The sequence below is a fragment of the Lysinibacillus sp. COL-1 genome (assembly GCF_059814265.1).
On the sequence record NZ_JCAWSJ010000003.1, the window covers coordinates 331998 to 345862 of the forward strand.

The following is a 13865-nucleotide window of genomic DNA, read 5'->3' on the forward strand; positions in this document are numbered from 1 at the left end:
GGGCTTTTTAACAAGCACAATCAAAGCAGGTATAATTGATATTGGATGCTTTGAACATTTTCGTTAGTTTAGGTAAACTAGAGGTAATGTAGTGATGAGAGGAAAAAAGAATATGTATGAAATAATCATGAATTCAGTTGATGATACAGAACGTTTCGCCATTAAACTTGCCAATATACTAGAAGCTCAAGATACGATTACATTAGAAGGGGATCTAGGTGCTGGCAAGACAACATTTACGAAAGCCTTGGCAAAGGGACTTGGGGTCAAACGAACAGTCAACAGTCCAACATTTACGATTGTTAAGCAGTATGAGGGGAGATTACCGTTTAATCATTTAGATGTGTATAGGTTAGCAGAAAGTGATGAAGACCTAGGCTGGGATGAGCTGTTTTATGGAGATGCAGTTTCAGTGGTCGAATGGGCGCATTTAATTGAACAGGATTTGCCACAGGATCGCTTAGCGATAGAGATTTACCGAATCGGAGAAAATGAACGACGCTTTGTGTTAATACCTCGTGGAGAACGCTATGAGGCACTATGTGAGGAGCTAATGAAATGATTTGGTTAGGAATAGAAACAGCAAATACACCACTCTCCATTGCAGTTGTGAAGGATGGCAAAGTGGTGGCCGAGATGGTACAAAACATAAAATTAACGCATTCTGCAGGTGCAATGCCGGCGATTGAAGAAATCTTGGCACGAATAGGTTTAAAACCGAATGACTTGGATGTGATTGCAGTGTCTGAAGGGCCAGGTTCTTATACAGGTGTTCGTATAGGCGTGACATTAGCAAAAACCCTAGCATGGACATTACAGAAGCCTTTAGTTGGTGTATCTAGCTTAAAGACATTGGCTGCTAATGCTGCTCTTTACAACGGATTGATTTGTCCAATTATTGATGCTAGAAGAGGCAATGTCTACACAGCTGTTTATCAGGGCGAGACATTAGAGGCCCTTGTGGAGGATCATCATGTACATATTGATGATTTATTAGTGCGTTTAAAGGCATTAGAGGCGCCTATTCTATTTGTAGGAACAGATGTTGATATATTTTGGGAGAATATTGAGCAGGTGCTTGGTGATACAGCAGTACGTGCACCATTTAGTTTTGACTTGCCACGCGCAACGGAAGTCATTCGTGTAGCAACGAAATTAGAGTTACCTAGAGTCGAAGCTATCCATCACTTTGTTCCACAATATAAACGGATTGCAGAAGCTGAGGCGAACTGGCTGAAAGAACAGAAGGAGAAGGAACATGAGTAGGAATGTAACTTATCGTAAAATGGTTTCTGACGATGTGCCAACGGTTTATGAAATTGAAGTGACTTCATTTCCAGTGCCATGGACGTTAGATTCCTTTTACTACGAAGTGCATGAAAATCAGTATGCGCATTATGTGCTGGCTATAGATGAAAATGACAGTATTATTGGTTTTTGTGGGATGTGGATGGTCATAGATGCAGCTCAAATTACAAATGTAGCTGTTATTGAGGAGGCACGTGGCCGAGGGATAGGCGAGGGGTTAATGCGTGAGGCGATGCAAATAGCTCGTTTACATGGAATGGAGGTCATGACGTTAGAGGTACGTGTAACAAATATGGTTGCACAAAATCTCTATCGCAAGCTTCAATTCCAAGATGGTGGCATACGGAAAGGCTATTATACTGATAACGGGGAGGATGCCCTTGTCATGTGGGTGAATTTATAATGAATAATGGATTGATATTAGCAATAGAATCAAGTTGTGATGAAACAGCTGCAGCGATTATTCGAAATGGTCATGAAATTGTGTCGAATGTTGTGGCTTCTCAAATAGAAAGTCATAAGCGATTTGGTGGGGTTGTACCTGAAATTGCATCACGTCATCATGTTGAACAAATTACAGTAGTAATAGAAGAAGCACTGGCACAAGCTAATTTAAAGCCAGCCGATTTAGATGCAGTTGCTGTTACAGAGGGCCCAGGTCTTGTAGGGGCATTATTGATTGGCATTAACGCAGCTAAGGCTTTTGCTTTTGCTAACAGCTTGCCGATTGTTGGCGTCCACCATATTGCAGGACATATTTATGCCAATGCACTTGTTCAGCCAATGGAATTTCCTTTGTTGGCACTTGTCGTATCAGGTGGTCATACAGAGCTTGTTTATATGAAGGAACATGGCTCCTTTGAGGTCATTGGTGAAACACGAGATGATGCAGCTGGTGAAGCCTATGATAAAGTGGCACGCGTTTTAAACTTACCTTATCCAGGTGGACCACGTATTGATCAGCTTGCTCATGAGGGTGAAGAGGCTGTTCCTTTTCCAAGAGTTTGGTTAGAGGAGGGTTCTTATGATTTTAGCTTTAGTGGCTTAAAATCAGCAGTCATCAATTATAAACACAATATGGATCAACGAGGCGAAGCTATTTCGCCAGCAGCCGTTGCTAAAGGTTTTCAGGAAAGTGTTGTCGAAGTACTGACAGCGAAAACATTGCGTGCTGCTCGCGAATATCAGGTGAAGCAGGTCATAGCAGCTGGTGGTGTAGCAGCGAATAAAGGTCTGCGAAGCGCTTTAGAGGCTGTATTTGCCGAGGAAGGCATCCCATTTTTTGTACCACCACTCAAATTGTGTACAGATAATGCGGCAATGATTGGAGCAGCAGCCATGCCAATGTTTGAGGCGGGGGTTCGAGGAAACTTAATGATGAATGGACGTCCAGGGATGGAGTTAAAATCTTGGGTGTAGCAGTAAATGAAGGAGGTATCTTATTGAAGATATCTCTTTTTTTGATTGTCGAAAATTTGTTGATAAAAAATGAACGTTGCGAAGAGAATAATAATATTCAACACGTTAATTGACAAATTTTTCAGAAAATTATCCACAGGTAATGGAGCGAAATAAGTACCGAACACGCGTACTTATGCACAATATGTTGATAACTTGTGCATAACTTGTGATTATTCAATATATAGTAGCATGTTTTACAAGGGATGATGTGGATAAAATAATTTTTGATTGTGGACAATGTGGAAAACTCTGTTGATATGTTGGTATTACTAGATTTATAGTGTGTATAAAACTGTGGGCACTTTTTGTCGAAAAATAGCACTTGACCAATATATATGAAAAACAAAGGTGTGTAAAGAAAAAAGCCATGCGGCGAGGCACATGGCTTAAAATCAGTAACTACATATTCATATTTTCAAGTTCCTCATTTAGCTCTAACCATTCTAATTCCAATCGCTCATGCTGTTCTTTAGCAGTAGCTAATTCGTCTTGAAGCTGTGAAATTTTTTCGTGATCCGTGAAAATTGCAGGGTCACAGAGAGCTTCCTCGAGCCTATCAATGCTAGCTGTCGTTTCTTGCATCTTCACTTCTAGTTCTTCAATAGTACGTCTAATTTGACGTTCGCGTTTTTTTGCCTCTTTATCAATTTTAGAGGTAGAAGTCTTATCAGGTAGGTCTTGCTGTACTTGTAGTTGGGAGGCAGCCTTCATTTGCGCTAGCTCCAACAGTTCCTGTTTTTTCTCTACATAATAATCATAGTCACCTAAATATTCAAATGACCCAGTTCCAGACAACTCCACCACTTTCGTTGTGATACGATTAATGAAGTAGCGGTCATGGGAGACAAATAGAAGCGTTCCAGGATAATCAATCAGTGCATTTTCCAGAACCTCTTTACTATCTAAGTCTAGATGGTTTGTAGGCTCGTCGAGAATTAAAAAATTGGCCTTTTGCATCATTAATTTTGACAGTGCAAGGCGTGCTTTTTCACCACCTGATAAAGAGGATACGGTTTTATCCACATCTTCTCCACTAAATAGGAAGCGTCCTAAGACAGTGCGAATATCTTTTTCATTCATGAGCGGCCATTCATCCCATAGCTCTTTCAAGACACTTTTATTGCTTGAAAGCTTTGCTTGCTCTTGATCATAATAGCCAATTTGTACATTAGTACCATAACGAATAGCACCTGCAAGAGGTGTTAAATCTTTCACAATTGTTTTTAATAATGTTGATTTACCAACCCCATTTGGTCCAACAAGGGCTATCCGATCCTCGCGAAAGGTGCGCAGGTTAATACCACTAGATATTAGCTGATCATCATAGCCGATTGTTAAATCATCAACGGATAAAACATCATTACCACTTTGACGTTCGATAGTAAAACCAAAACTAGCGGATTTCTCATCACCATCTGGCGATTCCATCCACTCAGTTCGTTCAAGCATTTTACGTCGACTTTGTGCCATTTTTGTTGTAGAGGCACGTGCAATATTCTTTTGGATAAAATCCTCTAGCTTGGCCTTTTCATCTTGCTGACGCTCAAAAAGTTTGACATCGCGTTCATAGGTTTTAGCCTTTTCATCTAAATAAGCACTGTAATTGCCTGTATATTTTGTAACACGATGACGTGACACCTCGTAGACAATGGAAACGACTTGGTCTAAGAAGTAGCGGTCATGGGAAACAATTAAAATAGCTCCTTCATAGCTCTTTAAATAAGATTCCAACCAAGATAATGTTTCGATATCTAAATGGTTCGTAGGCTCATCGAGAATTAAAAGGTCTGGTTTACTAAGTAAAAGCTTAGCCAGTGCTAAACGTGTGCGTTGTCCACCAGATAGTGAGCTAATGGGTTTATCATAGTCTTCGAGATAGAACTGCATTCCATGAAGCACTGAACGTATGTCCGATTCATATTGATAGCCGCCAGCATCCTTAAAAGTATGCTGTAGTTGATCGTATTCCGACATAACTTTCGCATACAGAGTGGAATTTTCGTAAACGGTAGGATCAGCCATCTGCTGTTCGAGCGAGCGGAGCGTTTGTTCTTGAGCTAAAAGCGGTTCGAAAATGGTCATCATTTCATCCCAAATAGTTAACGTAGAATTTAATCCAGCATGTTGCTCTAAATAGCCAACCTGAACGCCCTTTGGGATAATGATATCCCCAGAGTCATAGGACATTTGACCAGCGATTATTTTTAATAAAGTCGATTTACCTGCACCGTTTCGCCCTACTAAGGCAACGCGATCACGGTGTTGAACTTCTAATTTAACACCACTTAAAATTTCATCTGCAAGAAAGGATTTAGTTAGTTGATTGACCTGTAAAACAATCATTCTTGACACCTCAATTCTACCTTAGTGTAATGGATGAACGATTTGCATGCAATGTAGGTGCTTTACTTATTCCTAGCAGTCATGTAAGATTGAAACGATTTCTTTTTAGTTAGTTGCGTACAAAGCGCCATTAACTAAAGAGAAATACGCTAGTGGATTGCAAAAATGTTGTATATAGTTAAGGATAAATGTATTAAAATTAGTAGTTAAATACAGTAAAATTGATTGAGGTTCATCATAAGGAGGAGAAAGTTTGAAACAAGAATTAAAAATCCCACAAGCCACTACAAAAAGACTTCCTCTTTACTATCGATTTATTCAAAACTTTGCACAAGAAGGTATGGAACGTATTTCGTCGAAGGAACTGAGTGAAGCGATGAAAATAGATTCTGCAACGATTCGCCGTGATTTTTCTTATTTTGGCGCTCTTGGTAAAAAGGGCTATGGCTATGATGTGCAGCATTTATTACAATTTTTTAGCCAGACGCTTGATCAACATGAAGCGACAAAAGTAGCGTTAATTGGCGTGGGGAATTTGGGCAGTGCATTATTAAAATATAATTTTCAAAAAAACCATAATACACATATTGTCGTAGCATTCGATTCTAAAGCACCGAAGGATGGCAAAATGATTAGTAATATTCCTGTTTTTCATCCAGATTTGCTGGAGGAGAAGTATGCTGAATACGGTGCAGAGCTTGCGATTTTAACCGTTTCACCACGCTCCGCACAAAAAATGGCGGATCGTTTAGCAGCAATGAATGCAAAAGGTATTTTAAACTTTACACCAGAACGGTTAACAGTACCAGATAGAATGCAGCTCTTAACCATTGATTTATCGGTAGAATTGCAAGCGCTTATCTATTTAATTCGTAATCAGGAAGTGTGAAAATAATACATATTTTTAAGTGTAATTCACCATTTCTGTCAAATAATATTTTTTAATAAAATGCGGGTAAACCTATGAGAGAGACGAAAAACTTTCACATATAATTAGTTAGCAAAATGGCGAAATATGCGTTAAAATGATGGATATAAAGAGGAGGTGGCTGTAATGGGTGGAATTGGTCCTATGAGCCTCATTATTATCGGAATTGTCGCGTTATTAATTTTTGGCCCTAAGAAGTTACCAGAGCTTGGTAAGGCATTTGGTTCAACACTACGTGAATTCAAAAATGCTACTAAAGGTTTAGCCGACGAAGATGATGATGACAAGAAAAAGAAAGAACTAGATAAGTAAGTTAGGATGTTTGAGGAATGAATCCAAAAGATCTAACTGTCATTGAGCATATAGAAGAATTAAGAAAACGGCTGTTCATTGTTGCCGTTTTCTTTGTTCTCGCTATGGCTGGCGGCTTTTTCGTCGCAAAGCCGCTTGTTAAATACCTTCAAATGACTGGAGCAAAATATAATATTGAGCTTCATGCATTTGACGTAGTCACACCACTTGCAATTTATATCCAAGTTGTTTTTATAATTGCCTTTATTCTTTCATCGCCAGTGTTGATGTATCAATTGTGGTCGTTTATTAGCCCTGGATTAAGAGAAGTAGAACGTAAAGCCACTCTAAGCTATATACCATATTCATTTCTATTGTTTATTGCAGGGTTATCTTTTTCGTACTTTTTACTCTTCCCGTATGTCATAAAATTCATGATGAATTTATCGAATGATTTGGAGATACAGCAAACCATTGGTATACATGAGTATTTTACATTTTTGTTTAAGCTTACAATACCTTTTGGTTTTCTATTCCAGTTACCGATTGTTGTTTTATTCTTTTCGCGAATTGGTATATTAAGTCCAGATTTACTAATTCGAATTCGTAAATATTCATACTTTGGTTTATTTGTATGTGCAGCGATTATTGCACCGCCTGAGTTGGCGTCACATTTAATGGTTTCTGTGCCATTGTTTATCTTGTATGAAATTAGTATTATGATTTCTCGGATTGGTTATAAGAAATATCTTAAATCAGAGGAAATTCGTTTAAAAGAAGAACAGGAAGCGGAGCAAAAGCGTCAGATTGAAGAGGCGCTTGAGCAGCAACGACGACAAATAGAAGAATTGAATCAACAGTAATAGATAAAGCTCGGTGCCCTCAATGGGACACCGAGCTTTTGTGTTCTAATTCCGCTTTACGATGACTTTACAAAAAATTATTGCATTTTTTCTAGTTCTTGAAGAAACTTTTGCAATGGCTCTGCATAGAATTGTACAAGTGTCACAAATCCATTAAGCATAACGTGTGCGATAATAGAAGTCCAAATGCGTTTTGTTTTGTGATATAAAAAGGCAAATATTAAGCCACAAATGGTATAAAGCAAGATATGCGAGAAGTCGAAGTGGATAATCGCAAAGAATATGGCACTTACTATAGCCGCCACCCAGAAATTTGTTGTTTGGACAAGCGAGCCAAATATGACTCTGCGGAAGACGAATTCTTCTAAAATAGGCCCAAATACAACAATCGCTAATATAGCAACGGGAGCACCTTGAGCTATAGCGACGATATCTGCGGTATTTTGGGAACCTCCTTCGATACCGAAAACAGCCATCTCAATAGCGGCACCAATCATTTGACCAAAGAACACGAGGAAGAAACCGAAGATTCCCCAAACAATTGTAAGAGGGATCGTTTCCTTTTTTCCTTGATAAATGTTCCAAAAGGATTTATCACGAGATGTTAGGATTAAGCTTAAAATGAGCGCAATAGCAAAACTAAGGGCAATATACCAGCCTTGAGTAATGGGAGCCGCTTGTTCAGAAGCTAGACCAGTTATCTTCATAACGAGCTTATGAAACGGTAAGAGCAGCCATCTGCTTGAAATCTGCATCAAGATATAAATTAATAAGACATACAGGGCTGTTTTTTTATGTTTCGTTATTTTTTGAGAATTAGTCACAGTCAAAATCCTTTCCATTCATATGCTTCCTTTCTATTGTAGAGGAATATGGAAAGAAAACAAAATTTTTCGAAGTTCTGGCTTGCAAAAAAAAGTGTGATTGATTATCATAATAATTGTGTTAGCACTCATTGATATAGAGTGCTAATAAATTTTAACAATTATTTAATTATTAGGAGGTTGTTTCACTTGTTAAGACCACTAGGAGATCGTATTGTAATTGAACTAATCGAGGTAGAAGAGAAATCTGCATTCGGTATTGTACTACCTGACTCTGCAAAAGAAAAACCACAAGAGGGTAAAGTAGTAGCAGTTGGGACAGGTCGTGTATTAGAGAACGGGCAACGTGTAGAGCTTGACGTTAAAGTTGACGACCGCATTATTTTCTCTAAATACGCTGGAACAGAAGTTAAATTTGAAGGTAATGAATACCTAATTTTACGCGAAAGCGATATTCTTGCAATTATTGAATAAGTACATTATTCACACCTTAAATAAAGGTGAAGGCTTATTGTTTGTTTAACGAAAATGACAATAAGATGAAATTGATATAAATATATTGAAGAAGCTTAACGAATATTCCATTTCAGGAGGGTAAATTCTCATGGCAAAAGATATTAAATTCTCAGAAGACGCTCGTTCATTAATGTTACAAGGTGTAGATAAATTAGCGAATACAGTAAAAGTAACATTAGGACCAAAAGGACGTAATGTTGTTTTAGAAAAAAAATTCGGTTCACCACTTATTACAAATGATGGTGTAACAATCGCTAAAGAAATCGAGCTAGAAAACCCATATGAAAACATGGGGGCAAAATTAGTAGCAGAGGTTGCTTCTAAGACAAATGAAATCGCTGGTGACGGTACAACAACAGCAACAGTATTAGCACAAGCAATTATTCGTGAAGGCTTGAAAAACGTTACGGCTGGTGCAAATCCTGTAGGTATCCGCAAAGGTATTGATAAAGCAGTTGCTGCTGCACTTACAGAATTACACGCTATTTCTCGTCCAGTAAGCAATAAAGAAGAAATTGCACAAGTTGCTGCTATTTCTGCTGCAGATGATGAAGTTGGACAACTGATCGCTGAAGCAATGGAGCGTGTTGGTAACGACGGCGTTATTACAATCGAAGAATCTAAAGGCTTCACAACAGAACTTGATGTAGTAGAAGGTATGCAGTTTGACCGTGGCTATGCTTCACACTACATGGTAACTGACACAGATAAAATGGAAGCGGTTCTTGATAACCCATACATTTTAATTACTGATAAAAAAATTACAAACATTCAAGAAGTATTACCATTATTAGAACAAGTGGTACAACAAGGTCGTCCATTAGTAATCATTGCTGAAGACGTGGAAGGTGAAGCACTTGCAACGCTTGTTGTGAACAAGCTTCGTGGTACATTCAATGCTGTAGCAGTAAAAGCACCAGGCTTCGGTGATCGTCGTAAAGCAATGCTTGAAGATATCGCTATCCTAACTGGTGGTCAAGTAATTACTGAAGAATTAGGCTTAGACCTAAAATCAGCGGATATTTCTTCACTTGGACGTGCAGCAAAAGTTGTTGTAACAAAAGACAACACAACAATCGTTGAAGGTGTTGGCGGTGCAGACGCAATCGAAGGACGCATTGGTCAAATCCGTGCACAACTTGCTGAAACAACATCAGAATTCGATAAAGAAAAATTACAAGAACGTCTTGCAAAATTAGCAGGTGGCGTAGCAGTTATCAAAGTTGGTGCTGCAACAGAAACTGAGCTTAAAGAACGTAAACTTCGTATTGAAGATGCCCTAAACTCTACTCGTGCCGCTGTTGAAGAAGGTATCGTATCAGGTGGTGGTACAGCCCTTCTTAACGTCTATGCAGCAGTGGAAAAAGCAGCTGAATCAGTAGACGGCGACGTAGCTACAGGTGTGAAAATCGTTTTACGTGCTTTAGAAGAACCAGTTCGCCAAATCGCTAATAACGCTGGTCTTGAAGGTTCAATCATCGTGGATCGCCTAAAACGTGAAGAAGTTGGCATTGGTTTCAATGCAGCTACTGGCGAATGGGTAAACATGATGGAAGCAGGCGTAGTGGACCCAGCAAAAGTAACTCGTTCAGCTTTACAAAACGCAGCATCAGTTGCAGCGCTATTCTTAACAACAGAAGCAGTTGTAGCAGATATTCCAGAAGCAGCACCAGCAATGCCAGATATGAGCGGCATGGGCGGTATGCCAGGCATGATGTAAGTTTTAGTTTCAGCTAAAATTTTTGACTAAACATAACCACTTTCCATAACTTTATGGGAAGTGGTTTTTATAATGAATACCTTAAATGTACAGCGCTTGTAACAAGTATATCGCTCTATATTTGTCCCATTCAGTCCCCTTTTTCCAATGAGCTCTATTTATAGTCGATGATCCATTTAACAGCAGGGTGATTTCATCATAGCTTCAATAAATTGTGTAAATTCACCTCCATCATCGATTGCTGATTTTCCTGTTGCCTACCCTTTAGTCAAGGTAGTTAGGCGAGGGGGATTCCAATAGCAATTCTCCTATAGCTAATTCCTCTAGTTCCCAATGAGATAATCATAAACCAAATAAAACAGACCCATAGTCAAAAATAAAAGCGAGCATTTTCGCATTTAATTGTTGATTATATTTAGTTAATTAGAAATTCCTAAATTTTCTCTTCTATATAATAAATGGGATTTATAAACTTATTGTTGTGATGCTCAACGAAAAAAATAATTTTAGTGAATGAAAGCGCCATTAGTGGATTATTCATCTACTAAATGTATGAATAATCTATAATTAAAAATTTTCCTGTTGTTTTTCAAAAGATTATCACTTACAATACAAAATGAAAATGATAATCGTTATCATTAATTGATAGTTTGTTAGATAGAGGTGAAATCTTGGATAATCAGGAAGCTAACAGAATAGGAATGGGCAATATTTATTATGTTATTATCTTGCTTTTAATAGGCGCCATTTTAATATCTGCCGTTTTTTCTGTATCAATAGGACAAGTCAGCATACCTTTTAAGCAATCAATGGATATTTTGCTACATACTATATCCAACGGGAAGCTTGGCTCGCTTGATAGTGTGGATAGTGAATCCTACTTGAATATTATTTTACAGGTCAGAATGCCTCGTGTGGTTTTTGCATTATTGATTGGCGTTGGACTTGCACTATGCGGGACTGTCATGCAGGCGGTTGTACAAAACCCCCTTGCTGATCCATACATACTTGGTATTTCTTCAGGGGCGTCATTGGGTGCAACCTTTGCCATTCTAGTTGGTTTTGGAAGTAGTGCATTGTTGGCACAGTTTGGGGTAGCCTTTGGAGCATTTGCAGGGGCAATGATTACCTCTATGGCAGTGCTGATCTTATCCAGCATTGGTGGTAAAGCGACATCAGTCAAACTTGTTTTATCAGGTGTTGTCATTGGAGCATTATGTAGTTCTTTTTCAAGTCTTATTATCTTTTTTGCGAATAATGCTGAGGGCATTAAAACCGTTACGTTTTGGTCTATGGGAAGCTTGGCCTCTGCTAGCTGGGATAAAACACCGATTTTAACAATTGTGATTGTGCTAGGGGCTGCGTTATTCCTTTTCCAACATCGTGTGCTAAATACAATGCTACTTGGAGATGAATCAGCTATCACATTAGGTATCAATCTAAGTGCTTATCGCAAATTGTACATGATCCTTACTTCGCTCATTACAGGAACAATGGTTGCTTATGCGGGTATGATCGGTTTTGTTGGTTTAATTATTCCACATATCACGAGAGGCATTTTTGGAGCAGACCATAAACGATTAATGTTAGGAACATTGCTCTTAGGTGGTCTTTTCATGATTTGGGCGGATATTCTGTCTCGAACATTAATCCAAAATGTTGAATTACCAATTGGTATCATTACTTCTGTCATTGGATCGCCATTATTTATCTATATGATTGTAAAAAAAGGTTACAACTTCGGAGGGTAGAACAATGGAATTAGTAGCAAAGGAAATAGAGGTAAAGATCGGCAAAAAGGAAATAGTAAAAAACATATCCATTCATGTGAATAAGCAACAATTTGTGGGCTTAATCGGACCAAACGGATGCGGAAAGTCAACTTTGTTGAAAAGTATTTATAAAAGCCTTGTGCCTCAAAAAGGGATGGTTTTTTTAGATGATTTAGATGTTTTGAAGAGTCCTGAAAAAAAGATTTCTCAGCACTTAGGTGTAGTAGGGCAATTCAATGAAATGCATTTTGATTTAACGGTACAGCAAATGGTGATGTTAGGCAGAACACCTCATAAAAAAATGCTAGAGTCAGATAACCAAAAGGATTTTGACATAGTGGAAGAGGCGTTAACGCGTACGAACTTACAATCCTATAGAGGGCGTAGTTTTCTTTCACTATCTGGTGGCGAAAAGCAACGAGTTATTTTAGCAAGAACGATTGCTCAGCAGCCTAAATTTATGATTTTGGATGAGCCAACAAACCATTTAGATATTCGTTATCAAATCGAAATACTATCCTGTGTTAGAAGTTTAAACATCGGTGTTTTAGCAGCGCTTCACGATTTAGAAATGGCAGCCCATTACTGTGATTATCTCTATGCGGTCAAAGATGGTGAAATCTATGCGCATGGCACACCAGCAGAGGTTTTAACACCGGAAACAATAGAAGCTTTATATCATATTAAATGTCAAACGTTTACTAATCCCGTGACAAACGGATTAGGCTTTGCATATGGACTATAGGAGGAACACCATGAAGAAAAAACTATTATTAGGAATTGGTTTAGCAGCTTTATTAACATTAACAGCTTGTGGTAACACATCAAAAAATACAGCTGAGGAAACACAAACAAAAGATTATTATCCACTGACAGTTGCTAACTTTGCAAAGGCTGAGGGAGGCTCAACGTGGGAAAAGAAAGATCAAGTATTCGATAAAGCACCTGAAAGAATTATGGCTAATACACGCCCAGCAGCAGAATTATTATTACATTTAGGATTAGGTGATAAAATCGTTGGTGTCGGTGCAAACTTTGGTGCAGTCGATAAATCTGTAGAAGAAGAATACGCTAAGTTAAATATTTTAAGTGATGAGTATGTAGGGAAAGAGGTTACATTAGGAACTGATCCTGATCTTGTATTTGGTCGCGGTGGCTTATTTGATAATGCTGAATGGGGCGTAGGGACAGTAGACTCACTTAATGAAATGGGCGTTAAAACATATGTTTTAGAATCATCTGTAACAGGTGGCACATATGATTCTATTTACAAAGATATCGAAAATATCGGTAAAATTTTCAAAGTGCAAGACAAAGCGGATAGCTTTATTAAAGAATTAAAAGGGCGACAACAAAACATTTCTTCAAAATTAGAAAGTATTAAAGAAGAAAAAACTTTTGCTTATTTGCATACAAATGATCCAAAAGAGCTTTTTGTATACCCAGCTCACGATGAAACATTCTTCAATGACGCATTCAAAATGGTTAAATTAGATAACATTTTCAAAGATGAAACAGGCGATGTAAGTGTTGAAACATTAATTGCAGCAGATCCAGATGTATTAATTCTTCCTAACTGGGATGGTTCTGATCTAACAAAAGTACGCGAAGAAATTTATGCAAATCCTAAACTTTCAAGCATGAAAGCTATTAAAAATAAACAAATTTATATCGTAGATTATAATTACATGTTTGGTTATGGCTACAACACAATAGATGGAATGGAAGCATTAGCAAAAGAGATGTATCCAGACTTATTTAAATAAGAGAGTCGATTAGACAGCTTAAAAAAGGTAATGTCAACGGTATAATAAGCAATTTTGTAAGGCGAGGGGTTGA

14 protein-coding genes are annotated in these 13865 nt (G+C 38.1%); 12 read left to right on the forward strand and 2 right to left on the reverse strand.

Annotation, left to right across the window (positions count from 1 at the left end):
• Window positions 1-112 precede the first annotated feature (112 nt).
• The 4 genes from tsaE to tsaD are packed head-to-tail and all read left to right on the forward strand — an operon-like array spanning window position 113 to window position 2727.
• On the forward strand, window positions 113-562 hold the full coding sequence (tsaE, locus tag AC6BKE_RS06035; RefSeq protein ID WP_036119017.1) for a tRNA (adenosine(37)-N6)-threonylcarbamoyltransferase complex ATPase subunit type 1 TsaE: 450 nt from the start codon (window positions 113-115) through the stop codon (window positions 560-562).
• Complete coding sequence (tsaB, locus tag AC6BKE_RS06040; protein WP_499856166.1) at window positions 559-1266, forward strand: tRNA (adenosine(37)-N6)-threonylcarbamoyltransferase complex dimerization subunit type 1 TsaB; 708 nt, start codon at window positions 559-561, stop codon at window positions 1264-1266. Before tsaE ends, tsaB begins: the two co-directional genes overlap by 4 nt.
• Entirely contained in the window at window positions 1259-1711 is a 453-nt protein-coding gene (rimI, locus tag AC6BKE_RS06045) for a ribosomal protein S18-alanine N-acetyltransferase (protein ID WP_058843572.1), read from the forward strand. Before tsaB ends, rimI begins: the two co-directional genes overlap by 8 nt.
• Window positions 1711-2727 (forward strand): tRNA (adenosine(37)-N6)-threonylcarbamoyltransferase complex transferase subunit TsaD, encoded by a 1017-nt coding sequence (tsaD, locus tag AC6BKE_RS06050; RefSeq protein ID WP_058843573.1) that lies wholly within the window; start codon window positions 1711-1713, stop codon window positions 2725-2727. Before rimI ends, tsaD begins: the two co-directional genes overlap by 1 nt.
• Before the next feature lie 441 nt (window positions 2728-3168).
• Here the strand turns inward: tsaD and AC6BKE_RS06055 are convergent, their stop codons facing one another.
• Window positions 3169-5112, reverse strand: coding sequence for an ABC transporter ATP-binding protein (locus AC6BKE_RS06055; RefSeq protein WP_499856169.1), 1944 nt, complete (start codon window positions 5110-5112; stop codon window positions 3169-3171).
• Between the two features lie 253 nt (window positions 5113-5365).
• Between AC6BKE_RS06055 and AC6BKE_RS06060 the strand changes: the two genes are divergently transcribed.
• From AC6BKE_RS06060 to tatC, 3 genes are all read left to right on the forward strand, one after another.
• Complete coding sequence (locus AC6BKE_RS06060) at window positions 5366-6001, forward strand: redox-sensing transcriptional repressor Rex (RefSeq protein WP_036119002.1); 636 nt, start codon at window positions 5366-5368, stop codon at window positions 5999-6001.
• Window positions 6002-6166: 165 nt separating this feature from the next.
• Entirely contained in the window at window positions 6167-6352 is a 186-nt protein-coding gene (locus AC6BKE_RS06065) for a twin-arginine translocase TatA/TatE family subunit (RefSeq protein WP_010857065.1), read from the forward strand.
• 17 nt (window positions 6353-6369) lie between these two features.
• Window positions 6370-7194: a twin-arginine translocase subunit TatC gene (gene tatC / locus AC6BKE_RS06070; protein ID WP_036119000.1), complete on the forward strand. Its 825-nt coding sequence runs from the start codon at window positions 6370-6372 to the stop codon at window positions 7192-7194.
• A gap of 77 nt (window positions 7195-7271) precedes the next feature.
• Here the strand turns inward: tatC and AC6BKE_RS06075 are convergent, their stop codons facing one another.
• Entirely contained in the window at window positions 7272-8036 is a 765-nt protein-coding gene (locus AC6BKE_RS06075; RefSeq protein WP_499856172.1) for a CPBP family intramembrane glutamic endopeptidase, read from the reverse strand.
• 171 nt (window positions 8037-8207) lie between these two features.
• On the opposite strand from AC6BKE_RS06075, the gene groES reads away from it, so the two are divergent.
• The 5 genes from groES (at window position 8208) to AC6BKE_RS06100 (ending at window position 13792) form a co-directional block, all read left to right on the forward strand.
• Window positions 8208-8492 (forward strand): co-chaperone GroES, encoded by a 285-nt coding sequence (gene groES / locus AC6BKE_RS06080; protein WP_004224358.1) that lies wholly within the window; start codon window positions 8208-8210, stop codon window positions 8490-8492.
• 130 nt (window positions 8493-8622) lie between these two features.
• Complete coding sequence (gene groL, locus AC6BKE_RS06085) at window positions 8623-10254, forward strand: chaperonin GroEL (RefSeq protein WP_058843576.1); 1632 nt, start codon at window positions 8623-8625, stop codon at window positions 10252-10254.
• Window positions 10255-10925: 671 nt separating this feature from the next.
• The gene (locus AC6BKE_RS06090; RefSeq protein WP_036118993.1) at window positions 10926-12005 is read left to right on the forward strand and encodes a FecCD family ABC transporter permease; all 1080 of its coding nucleotides are present in this window, start codon (window positions 10926-10928) and stop codon (window positions 12003-12005) included.
• A gap of 4 nt (window positions 12006-12009) precedes the next feature.
• A complete protein-coding gene (locus AC6BKE_RS06095; protein WP_036118991.1) occupies window positions 12010-12771 on the forward strand; it encodes an ABC transporter ATP-binding protein in 762 nt (253 codons plus the stop codon).
• Window positions 12772-12781: 10 nt separating this feature from the next.
• On the forward strand, window positions 12782-13792 hold the full coding sequence (locus AC6BKE_RS06100; RefSeq protein WP_036118989.1) for an ABC transporter substrate-binding protein: 1011 nt from the start codon (window positions 12782-12784) through the stop codon (window positions 13790-13792).
• Window positions 13793-13865 lie beyond the last annotated feature (73 nt).